The organism is Cupriavidus sp. 01L45 (assembly GCF_056399885.1).
On record NZ_JBFTSG010000071.1, the window covers coordinates 1 to 16993 of the forward strand.

The following is a 16993-nucleotide window of genomic DNA, read 5'->3' on the forward strand; positions in this document are numbered from 1 at the left end:
CGCGTCACGCGCTTCTTACTTCTTACCGTGGCTTTCCGCTTCCGCAAAACTGATCTGTCGCTTCATCTCCGGACCTGACTCAAGGGCATGCTTATGACAACGCACTCATCCTATGTCGCGATGACTCGCGAACCGATTTATTCAGCATTTCCCTAGCGTTCGCAATGAGCGGCTCGCCGATGGTGGCCGGAACGACAGTGTCCTTAGTAGCGCGGACGACCGTTAAGCGGCCAGGAAATGTCGCCATCTGTTCGAAGACAACCGGGCGCCGCCAGCTTTGCGGTGAGCGGAGTATCTTGGTGAAGGCTGGCGCGAAGGAAACCTCGAAAAGAGTAGTGATGTTCCAAGTCGGGACCCGTCACTTCCGAGTTCGTACTCGCGAGGGTGCTTCAGGGACATTCTCCGCGCGCTTCGCGCCCTTGCGCTCCTTCGTTATGAGGTTCGCGGCTTCCTCGACAGGCGCTTTGGCCTTGGCCGCTGGAGGCTTGGCTTTTCTGCCACCCTTAGCCAAGCTTGCTCGCAGCGCTTCCATCAGGTCAATAACTTGGCCGCTGGCCGACACCTCGACTTGTTCGGGCGACACAATCTGTTTGCCTGCAATCTTCGCGTCGATGGCCTGAAGGATGCGCTTCTTCTCTTCGTCCTCGTATTGCGTTGGCTCGTAGCTATCCTCTGCAGCCTGGTCGATAATTTGCAGCGCAAGATTCAACTCGGCGTCGGAAACCTCGACCTGTTCGATGTGCAGGTCTTTCATTGACCGGACTTCATCGGCGAACAGCAACTGCTGGAACACCAAGCCGTCCTCTGCCGGGCGAATCTGCACCCTATGCGTCTTCCCTTTTGACGCCCACTTTGCCAGCGCGCAGCGGCCGCTCTTCAGCATGGCGTCCTTCAGCAAGTTATAGGGCTTGCCGCCCCGCTTGTCGGGCGCGACGAAGTACGCCTTGTCATAGAACAGTGGGTCGACTGTCTTCTCCGGAATGAACGCCACGATTTCGACGACATGGCTTGCGCTTTCCTCCAACGCCTTTAGCTCTTCCGGCGAGAATAGGACATAGCGGTCCTTATCAAACTCATAGCCCTTCTGCAGGTCAGCACGCTCAACCACCTGACCGGTCTTCTCCGAAATGTACTGTTGCTTGGCACGGGAGCCGTCCTTGCACATGTAGTTGAACTTGACGGCGCTCTCACTCTCCGTGGCGGTGTATAGCTTGACCGGTATGGAAACCAAGCCGAAGGAAAGGGACAACGATGCGATGGAACGGGCCGGCATACTATCCTCCACGCCTCGACACTGTTGCACTGAGCAACTGAGGCAAGCGCACGCGCGCTAAGGTCAGCTTAGCCGCTTAAGTGCTGTCGTCAATGACTGCCGCGTCGACCAATAGCCACTCCATGGGTCCTCGGTTTGGAAGCTAAGGTACTCGCGCGCTGTCACGACAGTCCATTGCGCGCCACTTTTCAGCGACATAAGCTGCTCCCACGTCACTGGCATGGACACCCCCAAGCCAGGGCGGGCCCGGGCAGAGAAGGCTGCCACGGTCGTCTGGCCCATCCCGTTGCGCAGGTAATCGACGAAAACTTTCCCCTTACGATTGGCGGGCCCGGACGTAGCAGAAAACCTTTGGGGGATGGTTATGGCAATGTGTTGAACAAATGCCCGGGAGAATCCCTTCACGGTATCGTAGTCAAGCCTTGGCGACAGCGGCACCACTACGTGCAAGCCTTTCCCGCCGCTGGTTTTCAGCCAGGCTTTGAGCCCAAGTTCAGTCAGTAGCGTGTGGACAAGGAGTGCCGCTTCCTGCATGTGCGGCCACTTCAGGTCTTCGCCAGGGTCCAGGTCGAAGATGACCCTGTCAGGCTTGTTGAGACGCTTGGCCATAGAGTTCCAGGTGTGGAACTCCACAACATTCATCTGAGCAGCAGATACAAGCGCGTCCAGGTTGTCGACGGTGAGCAGAGCAGCGTGGCCCGGCCACAAGGCGGGGTCGTGTTCTTTGAGCCCCGGCATCTTGCTCTCAGGGTGTTTTTGAAAAAACAGTTCTTCGGTGATGCCATTGGGCGCGCGCAGCATCGATAGTGGGCGGTCCTTTAGGTGGGGCAGCATCCAGTCGGCTACGCTTTCGTAGTAGCGAACCAAGTCGAGCTTGGTGAGCCCCGTCGACGGGTCGATGACCCGTTCAGGGTGGGTCACCTTCACCAAGCTGGGTGCCGGCGCTGAAGCTGCGGTCTTGGCCGCTTCCCGGGTGATTTGGCTTGCCGGTTTGTCAGTACGCAAACCTTTGAACGAGGCTTGTCGCACGTGACCGTCAGGCGTCCACTCGGCGAAGGCAACCTCTGCCACCAGCAGCGGCTGGACCCAATGCTCGCTGCCCGCAGTGCGCTTTGACCAGCGCCCGGGCTTAACGGCTTTGGCGTCAAACGGCGCAGAAGGAACTTCAATTGCGGTCAAGCGGGTCCACAGGTCTCGGCCGGTCTTGGCATCCCAACCTGTGCCGACTTTGCCGGCATAGCGGAGCTTGCCATCCTCGTGGTAACCCACCAGTAGGCTACCGACTTCCTGGGGCGCTCCGCTTCGGTCTGTGAAACCGCAGATGACGAATTCTTGGCAGAGTGTGCATTTCGCCTTGAGCCACGTTTGCGTTCGTGTCGACACATACGGTGCGTCTTGCCGCTTGAACATCAAGCCCTCTAGCCCCAATTTGCATGCGGCCTTGAAAACCTGCGCCGGCGGCGCGTCGAAACGCTGGCTGGTTCGAATCCGCTCGGTGGGCTCGCCGATGAGCTGCTCCAGGAGCGCTTTCCGGGAGGTCAGGGGCACCTTTCGGAGGTCTTGGCCGTCCCAATATGGAATATCGAAAAGGAAGTAGACGATGTTTTCATTGCGAGCCCCGTCCATAGCGTTCTGCAAAGCATTGAAGTCAGGGAGTCCGTCCTTGATGACCACGAGCTCTCCATCGAGCCAAGCGCTTGTGATGCCCAATTTTTCTACTTCGGCAGCGAGACTCTTCAGTTTATTGGTCCAGTCATGGCCGCCTCTCGTGAACAAGCGGACTCGTCCCTTGTCGATGCGCGCCATCATGCGATAGCCGTCGAACTTCGTCTCGACTATCCAGTCATCGCCTTTCGGCAGCGAGGTTGCTAAGGTGGCTAGCTGTGGCCCTAGCTTCGCGGGCAGGTCGGCTTTGGCAGCAAGCGACAAGTCGATTGTTGATACCGCGGTGGGCGGATTCGCGAAAGACGTTTTCGGCTCGCGCTGCTCGACCAGTCCTAGCGGTCTGTCGATGACGCTGTCAGGCAGCGCCTTGACGACGTCATACTCGGCGAGCGGCTTTGCCCACTCATCGCGCTTCTTGAATAGCATCCACGAGTCTTGCTTGTCTTCAGGCTTGGAGATGCGCACCAGCTCCCACAGGCCGGCGAGCTTTTCCCCGTGGAGCTGGAAGATGAGTTTTCCGTCTTTCATTCCCACGTGTGGGTCGCCTGTCGGCTCCCAGGTTCCACGGTCCCACACGAGAACCACGCCTGCGCCATACTGTTTTGGCGGAATGGTGCCCTCAAAGTTTGCATAGTCGAGGGGATGGTCTTCGACGTGGATGGCCATCCGTTTTTGCTGCGGGTCGAAGCTTGGACCCTTGGGAACAGCCCAACTCAGTAAGACTCCATCGAGCTCAAGGCGAAAGTCATAGTGGAGACGGCCTGCCCAGTGCTTTTGGATGACGAAAGAGAGGCCTTTGACCGGCGTCGAGTGGCCGGAAACCTGAGAAGCAGGCTCGGGCGTGACATTGAAGTCACGCTTCTGCTCATACTGGGAGAGCGGAGGGCGGATACGGTCAGCGGCCATGGCCCAGTCTACGGCGAGTCCGAGCGGGCCGCCAACCCAGGCAAAGAATGTAATCAGTGCGATACCGACCCACCACCGCCAGAACGACGACCTTGTCGGCCATCCTCGGCATCGGCGCTACGGAGTTGAACTAGCCCTTCATCCGGCGGTCCGCACCGGCGCAGGCGGAATTGTTCGACGTGCTCAGGTCGCGACAATAGATATTGCAGCACAACGGAAGCCACGTGCACCGCCACGAGTATCGACCGGTAGACGGGCGAATTAAAGGCGTCTGCGACTTTCTGCACTGATTGATTGGTGCAGGAAGTCGAAAGGCCGTTGTTGTGAGTTGCAATTTTGGAAATAATGTAGGATGCTGGAGTTACTATAGAAACGGAGAAAGACAATGGCGACATACAAACAACTGCTGGCGGAAAAAGAAAAGATTGAGGCTCAGCTCATCGAAGTACGTGCAACAGAGGTCGCTGGTGTTATCGAGCAGATTCAAGCCCTGATGGCGCAGTATGAGTTGACTGCCGATGACATCGCTCCAAAGCGTCGCCGTGGCCGTCCCGCGGCAGGCGCGGCAGCTAAGGCTCCGGCAAAATCCAAATCATCCTTGCCGCCTAAGTATCAAGACCCCAAGACGGGTGCAACTTGGACTGGCCGTGGCCGTGCGCCGGCTTGGCTCGGTAAGAATCGCGTCAAATTTCTGATTCCAGAAGCGTGAGCCCCACGCGGCAGTACGAACTGCTGCCGAATGCCTTACGCCGTATTGACTGAGAGGTCTGGACGCAAGAGAGCTCTTCGCTGGGACGAAGGGCTTTTTGCTTATACGACTTAGCCGTGCTGACTGGCGTCTCCGACATTTCGCGGCTTCCTGACCTTGGGCCGGCGTCGTTAGGCTTTGCAGCACCGCCTTTGTGAGCAACGGCATGTCCACTTTGGCCCGTAATGGGCCGGCAAAGAGAGAAGAAGGCGAGCCCACCAAGACGTATTCAGAACCTCTTGTGCTCACGCGGATGTCGTGCCTCATGTCAAGCCTGCAAAGCTCTACTACGTCAAGCCGTTTCATAGTCAAGCTCCAGTTCATCCGCGGCACGTCGCCCGACGATGTGAAGCGCTTCAATCTTGGTGCATGCGACTACGTGCTTTGTCATGGGAGAACCTGCGCGGACGCCACACACTCACACTGCTGTGAGGCGAAGCATGAGGCGTGCGTTGACTTCAATTCGGCCACAGCCCGTGCATACATCCAGTCCACCTCGTCTGAGGACCGTACAGTAAGAGCAAGACTTTTTAGTAGTCCGTCATGAAGCCCATAAAAGAGGCCATGCACGGCGACTGTCTGACCCCGTGCCCACGCGTCTTGTAGCACCGTCGTCAAGCAGAGGTTCCTGGCCTGTTCAAGAACGTTAAGCCGGCACGTGGCGTCGAATCTAACCTCTGGTGCTAGCGTCTGGAGCCACAAAGAGTGCTTCTCGACAACATCCCGAATGTGTCTCACCCAGTTGTCGGCAAGGCCAATGCGCATCCCATCGAGAGCGGCGCGTACACCGCCGCAGCCAGAATGCCCAACGACCGTGACATCCTGGACCTTGAGCATGTCGACCGCGTACTGCAATACTGAGAGACAGTTCAAATCCGAATGTGCGACGACATTCGCGATATTCCGATGCACGAACAGCTCTCCTGGCAGCAGGCCAACGAGCTCATTCGCGGGAACACGGCTGTCAGCGCAGCCAATCCAGAGCCACTGGGGCGCTTGCTGCCGCATGAGCGAATGAAAGAAGCCTGGGCGTCTATCTTCGACCTCGGCTGCCCATTGGCGATTGTTCTCTAGGAGGCTGTCCAGGTCCAGCTTCAGCCTTCCCTTGGCTGCGTGGTTCATCACTAAACCTTTCCAGTGTGGCATCGTCGCTGGGTAGCGGGGCGATACCGGAGATTGGTCACGGCTTTACTGTCGTCTAAACGTTGCGACCTGTAAATTCCGAAGGATGGAAGCCATTCATACGCTAGACGTATGGAACCGATAGCGGTCGCTGGCAATGAATCGTTACTTTGGGCAAAGACAGGGCGTTTGACGCGGTCGCCGAGAAGGGGGGATGTTGTGCATCAGGACTGATGCACGCGAGGGACCACCGCGCGACGTGCGCACACACTGGGCGATGACGAGCCTGCGCAACTCATGCGCGCCATTTCCTTGCGAGACGCGGAAAGTTGGAGCGTCAGCTGGTGCAACTGCTGGCTGTCGCAAAGGCCATGAACATGGAACAGCTGGCGGAGCGAACAGCTGGCGTCCCACCCGACACCGCCCCTCGGACTTCTGTGTTTCAGAAATCCCATCGCTCACGCCATCCAAAGGATTCTTCCCACACCTTTTGAGTGTCCGGAAAAGCTCGTCCGGAAGTTTCCGTGACTTTGCTTTGTATGTACATTCCGAATTGCGTATTGAATGCATACGTAATTCGGATGTACTGGAGGCATCCACAAGCAGGACCCCAAGGTGGTGCCTGTGACGAGCATTGCACCTGTTGGCCCTTGAAGGAACGACGCCACATACTCGCTGAGCGCCGTATCCCCCCACCACGTGCCCGGTGGAAGAATGCATCAATCGAGTTTGATGCCGGCGTCCAGAACTACTTTCTTCCACTTTCCTGCCTGGGTGCGCATCAGACTTTCTAATGCTTCCTGGCTGCCTCCTGCAGGCTCAAGGTCCATTTCAACAAGACGACGCTTAATCTCGGGGTCGGCCAGAATCTCGTTGATAGCCTTGTTCAGCTTGGCTGTGACTTCCTTGGGCGTTCCTGCTGGTGCGACCAGCGCCTGCCAAAAAATCATTTCGAAACCTGGCAAGCCGTTCTCAGACACGGTCGGGAGTTCCGGATATGCTGCTGCCCGCTTTGATGTCGTAATGGCTAGCGCTTTGAGCTTGCCGCCCTTCACAAGCGGCATCGCTTCAGGCGCCAGCGCCATCATGATTTGCACCTGCCCCGCCATCAGGTCCTGTAGCGCCGGGGCACCTCCCTTGTACGGAACATGAACAATGTTCGTGTTAGTCGCCTTTTTGTACAGTTCCATGCCGAGATGGCTCGGCGTGCCATTCCCAGCCGATGCGTAACCGTCGGAAGAGGGGCGACTCTTCAGGTAGCGAGCTAGGTCAGACATTGAGCTGACGGGCACGCTGGGATTGACCACCACCACGCTTGGAATCGAGGTGACCTGGATGATTGGCGCGAAATCCTTTGCCGGGTCGTAGCTCAGTTTGCTGTACAGGCTTGGATTGACAGATAAGCCAGTCATCGTCGCGAAAAGCAACGTGTACCCATCCGGTACCGACTTTGCCACCGCGCCTGCGGCGATAGCTTCGCTAGCGCCAGGACGATTGTCGACCACAACTGCCTGGCCGAGTTTGGTCGCAAGCTTCTGGCCAATCAGGCGGGCCACGCCGTCTGTAGAGCCCCCAGGCGGATAGGGAACCAGTACGCGGATTGGTTTGTTGGGATAGTCGGCGGCACTGGCGAAGGCCGGTGCGATGAGAAGCGATATTGCGGCAACTAGGGCAGTGGTAAGGCGCTTCATGGCGTCGTCTTTTCAGGGGAGTGTAAGCTAAGGGTGCGAGGTAAAGGCGGACTACGCGCTGTGGAGTTCGAGAACGGCATCGCCGTACCCAACTGTCTTGCCATCATCCACAAGCTGGTTCCCAGTCCTCCCGTCTGCCGGGGCGATGATGGCACTCAAGACCGAGTCAATTGTCAGGTAGCCCACATGGTCTCCCTGCCTGACTGCATCGGAAAATGCATCAGCAGCGAGCGGATGCACCCGACTGAATGCGCCAGTTGCGCTCGAAAGAATATCCTTGTGCTTCGTAAGCGAGGGCTTGATGAGCACATTCGTCTTCACGGGCTCCTCAACTGGATGCGCAGCTTGTCCGGCCGCCTCGGCGAAGCGCAGAGTCAAGGTTTGAGTGCCATCGCTATACGACAACTCGGAAGCCCCGGCTCGCTCCAGACCGGCGACCAGCGAGGCAATCTCTTCAGTCTTCATGGCTGCCTTCCTTTGAAGCTGCGTCCCAATGCGATATCAGCCTCTCGAGATAGTGGATGTCGGCGCCCCCGTTGCCAAAGGTTGGCTCGTCCATCAATTTGCGGTGCAATGGGGCGGTTGTTTGAATCCCGTCAACGTGCATCTCGTCAAGGGCGGCCCTCATCCGCGCGATGGCTTCTTCACGAGTGGCTCCATGCACCAGGAGTTTCGCAATGAGCGAGTCGTAATGCGGCGGCACGACATACCCAGGGTAAACATGTGACTCAACGCGAACACCTGGCCCGCCCGGGACAATCCAGTCGAGGATTTTTCCTGGGCACGGCGTGAATTTCCACGGATGCTCAGCGTTGATACGGCACTCGATGGCATGACCGGAAAAAGAGACATCGCTCTGCGTGATACCAAGCTTTTCACCCAGCGCAACGCGCAGCTGCTCGGCGACGATGTCAATGCCGGTGACGAGCTCGGTCACTGGATGCTCCACCTGAAGGCGGGTGTTCATCTCAATAAAGAAGAACTCGCCGTTCTCGTATAAGAACTCGAACGTGCCTGCGGATTTCGGTGAAGGTGATCGACCGTTTCGGTGAACGTGATCAGGGAAGGAAGGTGGTACTGCGCGGTCAGGAGATTGTAGCGTAGGTGATCACGATCCCCGCTTCTTGCTATCTGTCGATGTCCGCTTGCGCATCGACTCGCCCTTGAGCGGCACCTTGTGGGCCTGGTGAACTAGCCGGTCCAGGATGGCGTCGGCGAGCGTCGGGTCATTGAGCCATTGGTGCCAATGCTCGATGGGTAACTGGCTGGTCACGATGGTCGAACGCGTGCCGACACGGTCGTCGAGGACTTCCAGCAGATCACCGCGGGCGCTCTCGGAAGGCTCCTGCAGGCCCCAATCGTCAAGGATCAGGACATCGACACGGGCCAGTTGCGCCAAGCGCCGGGTAAAGCTGCCATCGCCGTGGGCGATCTGCAGTTCTTCGAACAACCGCGGCACCCGCAGATAGAGCACCGAGAACCCTTGCCGACAGGCCTGCTGACCGAAGGCGCAAGCCAGCCAGGACTTGCCAGCGCCTGTCGGCCCGGTCAGGATCAGGCTCTGTGCATTACGGATCCAGTCGCAACTGGCCAGGGTGGCGACGAGCCGCTGGTCAAGTCCCCGGCTGCCGTCATAGATCACATCCTCAACGCACGCTTGGGTATGCTTGAGCTTGGCCGCGCGCAGCAGCCGCTCTAGCCGCCGGGTGTCGCGCCAGGCGATCTCGCGATCGACCAGCATCGAGAAGCGCTCCTCGAACGGCAGGCTGGTGCTGGCGGTCAGAGCGGACTGTTCCTCGAAGGCTCGGGCCATCCCATCCAGCTTGAGCGCCTTGAGTTGGCCAACGGTGTGTTGCATCAGCATGTATTTTCCTAATGGTAGTAGTCAGGGCCACGCACGTTGTCATGCATGGGGGAATGCCACTCGGACTGCGGTCCCGGCAGAGTGGCTTGCCGGTCCAGATGGTTTTCGAGGATGGAGATCACCGACTTGCGAGTGAGGGAACCGATGGCGACGGCTCGAGCGCAGGCAGCCTCCAACCGGTCCTTACCGTATTTCTTGGCGAGGCTGAGCAGGCCCAGACAGGCGCGGTAGCCCATTTCGGGGTGACTTCTGCTGGTGAGTTGGTATTCGACGATGACAGCGACACTAGGGCCAATCGAAGCCGCCCAGTTGAGCAGCCGGCCCGGCGTCCATTCAAGGTGGGCGCGGTGCGCTGCGGGCATGTGGTCCTTAACCGTGCTGTGGCTACCCTTGCGGGTATTGCGCGCGTGCAGCGCCACGCGCTTGCCGCCGGACAGGATCTCGATGGTGTGGCGCGTTATGCGAGCCTCCACGGCCTTGCGAACCAGGGCATGTGGCACGCTGTAGTAGTGGCCGTCGATCTCGATGTGATAGTCGATGTTGACCCGGCACTGCTTGAACGTCGCCACCTCATAGCGTCGCTCCGGCAGCGGGCGCAGCACCGGGCGGTCCAGCCGCTCGAACCATTCCCGTCGCGTGCCAGGCAACTTCTTGAAGGGGCGGCTGTTCAGGTCGGCGACGAGCTTCTTGATGGCCTTATTGAGCTCGGCCAAGCTGTAGAAGCGGTGGTTGCGCAGCCGTGCCAGAATCCAACGCTCGACGATCAACACGCCGGTTTCGACCTTGGCCTTGTCTTGGGGCTTACGTGGCCGCGCCGGCAGCATGGCCGTGCTGTAGTGATGAACGAAGTCCTCTGCGGTTCGGGATAGCACAGGCTCATATCGGTCCGGCCGAGCGACCAGCGCTCGCGGATTGTCCGGCACCAGCAATTCCGGCACGCCGCCGATGAACTCCATCGCGCAAACCATGCCTCCGATCCAGTCGGCAGTAGTCTGACCGCGGGTGGCGCACGCGTAGGTGTAGTTCGACGCGCCCAGCACGGCGACGAAGATACTGGCCTCGAAGGTCGTGCCGCCTTCCGGGTTGAGAACCGGAACCATAGGACCAGCGAAGTCCGCGAACAGCTTCTCGCCGGCATTGTGATGCTGGCGCATGGATCGCTTGAGCATCGCCGCCCAGTCCCGGTAGCGACAGCAGAACTGTGTGTACTGGTAGATTGGGACACCTGAATTCGCTTCCAGGTATTCCTCCCACAGCAACTGCAACGTCACGCCCTTGCGGCGCAACTCGCGATGCAGGTAGGCGAAGTCCGGTGTCACTCGACCGCCCGCGCTGTTGGCCGGCTTCTGCGCGCCAAACAGCCGCTGCTCCAGCGCATCCTCGTCAAGACTGTCTGCCAGCGGCCAATCCAGTCCCGACGCCTTCGCCATCGCCGCGTACTGCGAGACAGCGCCAACACTCACACCCGTAGCCCTGGYAATCTGCCGGTGCGACAGGCCACACGCCCACTTCAGGCGAAGCACTTCCTTGATCTTGCGCATGGTCATCCGGTTGGCCGGCATCAGCTTGCTTCCTTGCAAAAAAAGGAAACAGCGTATCGCCGGCGATCTAGCCCATGCGCAGTACCACCCCCAGCCCTTGCCCGGCGCCATTTCGGCGCATGATCACCCGTTTCGGCTGCTTGATCAGCTATTTCGGCAACGTGATCACTCGTTTCGGGATCGTGATCACCGATTTCGGCGTCGCCGCCAAAGTGATCACGTTCAGCCGAAACCGGCGATCACCTTCCGGCCGAAACAGGTGATCACGTTGCGCCGAAATCGCTGATCACGGGCCCCGAAATACGCAAACGTGCCGGCGCCGCGGTATCCAATTTGCAAGCACGCTTGAGTACAGAGCTCTCCAATTCGTGCTATATCGCTTCGGTCGATTCCTGGCGCTGGAGACTCCTCAATCAGCTTCTGGTGCCTTCGCTGGGTAGAGCAGTCGCGCTCTCCTAGCCAGATGGCATTTCCATGTGTGTCAGCAAGAATTTGTATCTCGACATGGCGAGGCGTCTTGAGGTACCGCTCAAGGTACACGGTGGGATTTCCAAATGCGCGGCCAGCCTCCTCGCGCGTCATGGCCACAGCATTCAGGAGCTCAGCCGGGCTATCAACCACGCGCATACCTCTACCGCCACCACCGCCCGCCGCCTTGACAATAAGCGGGTAGCCGACTCGCTCTGCGAGGTCAACAATGCGGTCTGGTTCTTCTGACAGTGGACCATCTGAGCCCGGAACGCAGGGAACACCAGCTTTTGCCATGGCCTGCTTGGCGCTCACCTTGTCACCCATTAGCCGGATGGATTCAGAGGTCGGTCCCACAAAAACAAGCCCGGCGCTCTCGACTGCAGCAGCAAACGAGCCATTCTCGGAGAGGAAGCCATATCCAGGATGCACGGCTCCCGCGCCTGTTGCCTTCGCGGCGAGAAGAATCTCTTGGTGATTCAGGTAGCTCTTCGACGATGGAGCAGGGCCGATGCATATCGCTTTGTCCGCCAATGCGACATGTCGAAGCGTGGCATCCGCCTCGGAGTGAGYCGCTACCGTCTTGAGTCCGAGTTTGCGACAAGCACGCTGAATTCTCAGTGCAATTTCACCACGGTTCGCTATGAGGACAGTATCAAACATGGGCTGCCTCCAGGTCCTCGATGACGAAAAGCGGTGTGTCGGCAGAGACCGCCGCGCCGTCGGCGACGAGAATCTCCGCAATCCGTCCTGCACGGTCGGATTCAATCGGGTTGAGCAGCTTCATTGCTTCCACGATTGCCAAGGTTTGGCCTTCCTCGACGGTGTCACCAACCGACACGAACGAGGGTTGGTTTGGGGCAGGAGAGCGATAGAAGGTGCCAATCATCCCCGCAATTACACTATTTCGAGTGGCCGTCGCGGTGGGGGCCTCGGCGACGGCGGCCTCTTCCGCCAACGCAGGCGCCCGCTCCGTCACAAGTTGTTCGGACGTCTCAGCGGTGGGGCTAGGGCGTGATGAGCGCCTCTTCAGCTTCACCTGTCGCTGCCCGTCGCCATATTCGATTTCGCTGAGCGCCGTTGAGCTTTCAAGGACGTCGAGCAGCGTTTGCACGAACTTCAGGTCCATGTGTTCCTCAGCTGAATGACTTAACCACGATGCCCGCGCCCTCGAGCGTGCTACGGACTTTCGCCGCCATCTGGATGGCACCGGGCGTGTCGCTATGGACGCAGATGGTGTCAATCTGGACGGGGAGAAGCTTCCCGGAAGTAGTTTCAATGGCGCCGGCCCGGACCATCCGCAGCATGCGGGCTGCCGCTTCGTCGCCGTCGTGTAGCACTGCGCCGGGCACGGAGCGATGTACCAGGTTCCCTTCCTCGGTATATGCACGGTCGGCGAAGACCTCGCGCCGCACAGCCAACCCCATCTCGGAAGCCACACGCTCCATAGCAGCGCCAGCGAAAGTCATGCAGGTAAGGCTCGGGTCGACCGCCTTGATTGCACGTGCAATGGCTTTTGCGACGGCTTCGTCAGCCTGCGTCAGGTTTCCGAGTGCACCGTGTGCCTTGACGTAGGTAATGGGGTGGTCAGCATATCGCGACAGCGCTTGCGCCGCGCCAATCTGATACGCAACCAGACGTTCAATTTCGCCGTGCGTGAAAGGAATGACGCGACGACCGAAGCCCCACAGGTCGGGGAAGCCAGGATGGGCACCCACGGCGACGCCACGAGCCTTTGCCAGCGCGAAAGTCTTCGCCATGATTTCCGGGTCGCCCGCGTGCAATCCACAAGCGACATTGGCCGAGGTGACAATCTCGAGGATGGCAGCATCATCGCCCATCCGGTAGGCGCCGAAACCCTCACCCATATCGGAATTGAGGTCTACTTCGATGGCTCTATTTTGTGTGCTCATGATTCTCGGTTCCTTGTTGAGGTTTGGGAGGCGGCTAGCTAGGCGCGCCCAGACATCATTGCCAGGGTGTCCCTGATGCGTAGTTCTTCGTCGCGTCTCGTTTGAAGTGCGGCTACGGCGGTATCAATGTCTGTGAGTTCGAATCGAATTCCGCAACCGATAGGAGCTTGCGATAGCTTCCACAAGTCGGCTTCAATCACAGTGGCAATCTTCGGGTAGCCGCCGCACGTATTGGCTTCTGCAAGCTGGACGATGGCTTGACCCGATGGGGGGACCTGAATGGTCCCCGCGACGATGCCATGAGAGAGCAGTTCGACGTGTTGCGATTGATTCAGCATCGGTCCGTTGAGTCGATATCCAACACGATTTGCGTCTGGTGTCACCTTGAACTCATCTCGCAGGAAGGCCGTCTGCGACTCGGGCGTGAACCGCTCGAATTCAGCTGCAGGGAGTACACGGACGGAGATGCAGTTTGTGCTCAGTTCATCCCAATATTCGAGCAAGCCCTTAGGAACCACGCCGAGCCCGACCTTCCAAGGACGGTCCGAAGCCGATTGCTCAGTGCCCACCTCCAGGCGGTCCCCGCGCATCAAGCCGCGACCCGAAGCACCACCAAAGGCGCCTTTCAGGTCAGTTGACTTCGAGCCCATGATTGGTTTGACGTTCATGCCGCCACCAATAGTCAAATAGGCTCGGGTCCCGCGCCGGGGGCGCTCGATGACGAGGGTCTGCCCCGCCGAAGCTGTTCGACCCCACCATAGCGCGAGGCGCTGTTCATCCAGGCTCGCCTTGGCGTCAGCGCCTGTCACGGCAAAACGTGTATCCTCGTGGAACTTGACGCGAAATGGGAACAGGTTGATTTCGATGCCCGCTTCCCCACGGTCATTTCCTACCAGCGCGTTACCGATTGATAGGGCGAAAGGGTCCATGGCGCCGCTGCGGCTGACGCCGTAACTCATGCATCCGTAGCGTCCCAGGTCCTGCACTACGTTTGGAGCGCCGTTCGAAAGAATCTCTATCACGCCGCAATCTCCTTGATGCCGAACCTGACCGTGTCCCCGGGCGCGAGTAAGCACGGACTGTCCTTGGTTGCGTCAAACATCTCTCGGTCGGCGATGCCGATGAGGTGCCAGCCTGACGGCGCTGTGCATGGCATGACGCCGGCCTGGCTGCCGCCCACAATCACTGAGCCCTTCTGGACCTTCATGCGTGGCGAGCTTCGACGCGGCACTGAAAGCTCTTCAGGAAGTCCCGTCATGTATGCGAATCCGGGCATTGAGCCAACGCACGCAACGGTGTAGACCGCTGAGCTATGCCGAAGGACATACTCGTCTATGGTGAGTGCCGCGCCTTCTGCGAGGTCCTTTAAGTCCTCGCCATACTCGCCGCCGTAGGTGACGGAGATGTCGAAATGCCTGCCGGAGCGGTGCGTTGGCGTTGCGGACTCCCATAGCTGGCGCATCAGCGCTTCCGCTTTACGTGGGTGAAGCTGGAGCGGGTCGAATGTCAGGAGGAGGTTATTGACGCCGAGTACCACCTCATGAGGCGTAGCCTTCCCTAAGCGCTGACGCAGCTTGCTGGCCAGTGAAAGCAGGAGTGACTGGATGTCTTTGTCGAAAGCGCCGGTGGACGCGTCGAGCAGGAGCGCGCCGGAGCCTGCGGCGTGAATGCGGGCAGCGATGGTGTTGTCGGGCTCTGCCAGTTCCAGTGTGAGCGTCATGCTTGAAAGATACCGATTGCGATTCAGGGTCCGGCCGCGCAGTGACGCAGCGGCCGGGACTGGTCAGTGTTCCAGCGGCTTGTGAGCCGTCTCCTTGGCTGCAAGGAGGCTGGCCAAAGTGACCAGCAGGCCGGCTCCGATGTAGAGCGAGAGGGTGGTGGACGACTGATATGTCTTGTAGAGGCTGGCGAAGACGAGGGGCGCAAATCCCCCGCCGATGATGCCGCCCAGCGTCGCTGCCAGCGATGCTCCCGCATACCGGACACGCGTCGGGAACTGTTCCGTCACAAAGGCAGCTTGTGGACCGTACATCATGGCCTGGAACAACATGCCAACTACGACTGCGATACAGATGTTCGCCGGGTCGAGGGTGTTCATCAGCGGAAAATATGCAAACGCCCAGCCAATCGACAACACGGCGCCCGCCCCATACACAATTCTCCGGCCGAGCTTGTCGCTGAGCGCGCCGAAGAGTGGCACCGAAACTGCATGGAGAGCAGCGCCGAGCATGGTTGCGGTCAGTGCCAGAGAGCGAGGCAGATTGAGCACCGTCGTCACGTAAGTGAGCGTGAAAACCACGAGCAGGCCGTAGACAATGTCGGAGCCGATTCTCACGCCACCCGCAATCAGCAGACGCCGCCCGTAGCTGTGGAGGACTTCCTTCAGCGGCATTTTGGCTTTGCTATGGCCCCGCTCGAGCTGCTCGAACATCGGCGTCTCGTCCACGCCGCGGCGCAGCCACAGACCGAATGCAACGAGGAAAACACTTGAAAGGAAAGGAATCCGCCAACCCCAAGCGTGGAACGCTTCGGTGGGAAGGAAGTAGGTGAAGAAGGTAATGAAGCCCGCACCTAGCAACGTGCCACAGGCAGGGCCAACCTGGGCGAAAGATGCATTGCACCCACGTTGTTCCTGGCTGCCATGCTCCATCGAAAGCAGCACGGCGCCCGCCCATTCGCCGCCAATCGACACGCCCTGGAGGAAACGAAGCGCGACCAGCAGGATGGGACTCCAAGTGCCCCAGACTTCATAGGTGGGCAACATGCCCATGAGGCCGGTCGACGCACCCATCAGCACCAACGTGGCGACCAGGACGAAGCGTCGGCCGAGCTTGTCACCGAGGTGGCCGAAGACAATGCCGCCGAAAGGCCGTGACAGGTATCCGACGGCGTAGGTCGAGAAGGCCAGGATGGTTCCAGACAACGGGTCCACCGACGGAAAGAACACGCTGTTGAAGACGAGTGCCGCCATGAGGTTGTAGACCGTGAAGTCGTACCATTCCAGGGTCGTACCAATTGAACTCGCGGCAGCGAGGCGCCGCATCTTTTGACGCGGGGCCGCAACATGGGCTGACTCGCCTGTTGGCGAAAAAATCGTTGCGTTGTCCATTACTTCAACTCCTCGCGAGACAGCTTCCACGTCAGCTGATAGCGGGCTGCATCGGCTGGCGAACAGGGAAGGGCTTCGATGGCATGGCGCAAAGCAGCTTCGTTCGAAGCGGAGTTGCTGCTTTCGATGATGTAGAGCGGACGCATCTTGCGCGTCGCAAGGTCCTCAAGGGGGAGCGGGCGGCTGAGCTCGTCATTCGGGCTGATGAGGTATGAGCGGACGAAAGCACTGTCTTCCGCAAGGAGGGCCCCCACGTTTTTGCACTTCCCTTCCACGTCAGGAGTGGGGGCATTCAACGGGAGCACTGCGACCCAACCTCCACTGCCTTGACCGACGTCTGCGGAAACGTCGCCAATCCGGCGCGTTGGGAGGAGCATTTTCGGCAGTATTTTCATGGACCAGGGAGTCTGGTTCTTGAATGCATGGGAATATGCCGGTGAAGCAAATACTGAAATCGATTCCGCCCAATACAGGCCCAGATATTTCGGGCGACCAGTTACCGAAATATAACGAGCCGCCGAGATAACCCCTTCCATCCGGACTCGCTCTTCAATATGTTCTCTGTCATACCAGGCGTTAAAATCTATTTCATCATCGGGGCTAATATCCGATGCGACAAAAAGAATGCCAAATTTATTCTCTGCCATTTCCTCACCTCGCTCGTTTTGCTAATTTGAATGCTACTAAGACGGC

The 16993-nt window shown here is 59.0% G+C and carries 14 protein-coding genes and 2 pseudogenes; 1 reads left to right on the forward strand and 15 read right to left on the reverse strand.

Annotated features, from left to right (window positions below; translation table 11 throughout):
* Positions 1 to 358 precede the first annotated feature (358 nt).
* Both ku and ligD read right to left on the reverse strand, forming a co-directional pair.
* A complete protein-coding gene (gene ku, locus AC1DT6_RS35195) occupies positions 359 to 1273 on the reverse strand; it encodes a non-homologous end joining protein Ku (RefSeq protein WP_477102890.1) in 915 nt (304 codons plus the stop codon).
* A 63-nt stretch (positions 1274 to 1336) separates the two neighbouring features.
* Positions 1337 to 3844, reverse strand: a complete 2508-nt coding sequence (gene ligD / locus AC1DT6_RS35200) for a DNA ligase D (RefSeq protein ID WP_441632290.1) — start codon at positions 3842 to 3844, stop codon at positions 1337 to 1339.
* 385 nt (positions 3845 to 4229) lie between these two features.
* Here ligD and AC1DT6_RS35205 point away from each other — a divergent pair, with 385 nt between their 5' ends.
* The gene (locus tag AC1DT6_RS35205; RefSeq protein ID WP_441632292.1) at positions 4230 to 4553 is read left to right on the forward strand and encodes an H-NS histone family protein; all 324 of its coding nucleotides are present in this window, start codon (positions 4230 to 4232) and stop codon (positions 4551 to 4553) included.
* 426 nt (positions 4554 to 4979) lie between these two features.
* Here the strand turns inward: AC1DT6_RS35205 and can are convergent, their stop codons facing one another.
* The 13 genes and pseudogenes from can to AC1DT6_RS35270 form a co-directional block, all read right to left on the reverse strand.
* Positions 4980 to 5738, reverse strand: coding sequence for a carbonate dehydratase (can, locus tag AC1DT6_RS35210; protein WP_441632294.1), 759 nt, complete (start codon positions 5736 to 5738; stop codon positions 4980 to 4982).
* A gap of 695 nt (positions 5739 to 6433) precedes the next feature.
* Positions 6434 to 7405 carry a Bug family tripartite tricarboxylate transporter substrate binding protein gene (locus AC1DT6_RS35215; RefSeq protein WP_441632296.1) on the reverse strand — a complete coding sequence of 324 codons (972 nt, stop codon included), beginning with the start codon at positions 7403 to 7405 and terminating at the stop codon, positions 6434 to 6436.
* A 51-nt stretch (positions 7406 to 7456) separates the two neighbouring features.
* A complete protein-coding gene (locus AC1DT6_RS35220; protein ID WP_441632298.1) occupies positions 7457 to 7870 on the reverse strand; it encodes a hypothetical protein in 414 nt (137 codons plus the stop codon).
* A pseudogene (locus AC1DT6_RS35225) lies at positions 7860 to 8423 on the reverse strand (ATP-binding protein); the annotation flags it as partial. The gene AC1DT6_RS35220 and the pseudogene AC1DT6_RS35225, both read right to left, overlap by 11 nt.
* Positions 8424 to 8513: 90 nt before the next feature.
* Positions 8514 to 9269, reverse strand: coding sequence for an IS21-like element helper ATPase IstB (gene istB, locus AC1DT6_RS35230; protein ID WP_477115345.1), 756 nt, complete (start codon positions 9267 to 9269; stop codon positions 8514 to 8516).
* Positions 9270 to 9277: 8 nt separating this feature from the next.
* Complete coding sequence (gene istA, locus AC1DT6_RS35235) at positions 9278 to 10831, reverse strand: IS21 family transposase (RefSeq protein WP_477115346.1); 1554 nt, start codon at positions 10829 to 10831, stop codon at positions 9278 to 9280.
* A 279-nt stretch (positions 10832 to 11110) separates the two neighbouring features.
* Positions 11111 to 11941 (reverse strand): annotated as a pseudogene (locus AC1DT6_RS35240) (ATP-binding protein); the annotation flags it as partial.
* Positions 11934 to 12407, reverse strand: a complete 474-nt coding sequence (gene accB / locus AC1DT6_RS35245; RefSeq protein ID WP_441632302.1) for an acetyl-CoA carboxylase biotin carboxyl carrier protein — start codon at positions 12405 to 12407, stop codon at positions 11934 to 11936. The gene accB and the pseudogene AC1DT6_RS35240, both read right to left, overlap by 8 nt.
* Before the next feature lie 7 nt (positions 12408 to 12414).
* Positions 12415 to 13191, reverse strand: a complete 777-nt coding sequence (locus AC1DT6_RS35250) for a LamB/YcsF family protein (RefSeq protein ID WP_441632304.1) — start codon at positions 13189 to 13191, stop codon at positions 12415 to 12417.
* A gap of 38 nt (positions 13192 to 13229) precedes the next feature.
* Complete coding sequence (locus tag AC1DT6_RS35255; RefSeq protein WP_441632306.1) at positions 13230 to 14213, reverse strand: 5-oxoprolinase subunit C family protein; 984 nt, start codon at positions 14211 to 14213, stop codon at positions 13230 to 13232.
* Positions 14210 to 14911, reverse strand: a complete 702-nt coding sequence (gene pxpB / locus AC1DT6_RS35260) for a 5-oxoprolinase subunit PxpB (RefSeq protein WP_441632308.1) — start codon at positions 14909 to 14911, stop codon at positions 14210 to 14212. Before pxpB ends, AC1DT6_RS35255 begins: the two co-directional genes overlap by 4 nt.
* Positions 14912 to 14974: 63 nt before the next feature.
* Positions 14975 to 16300: an MFS transporter gene (locus AC1DT6_RS35265; protein WP_441632310.1), complete on the reverse strand. Its 1326-nt coding sequence runs from the start codon at positions 16298 to 16300 to the stop codon at positions 14975 to 14977.
* Positions 16300 to 16947 carry a hypothetical protein gene (locus tag AC1DT6_RS35270; protein ID WP_441632311.1) on the reverse strand — a complete coding sequence of 216 codons (648 nt, stop codon included), beginning with the start codon at positions 16945 to 16947 and terminating at the stop codon, positions 16300 to 16302. Before AC1DT6_RS35270 ends, AC1DT6_RS35265 begins: the two co-directional genes overlap by 1 nt.
* Positions 16948 to 16993 lie beyond the last annotated feature (46 nt).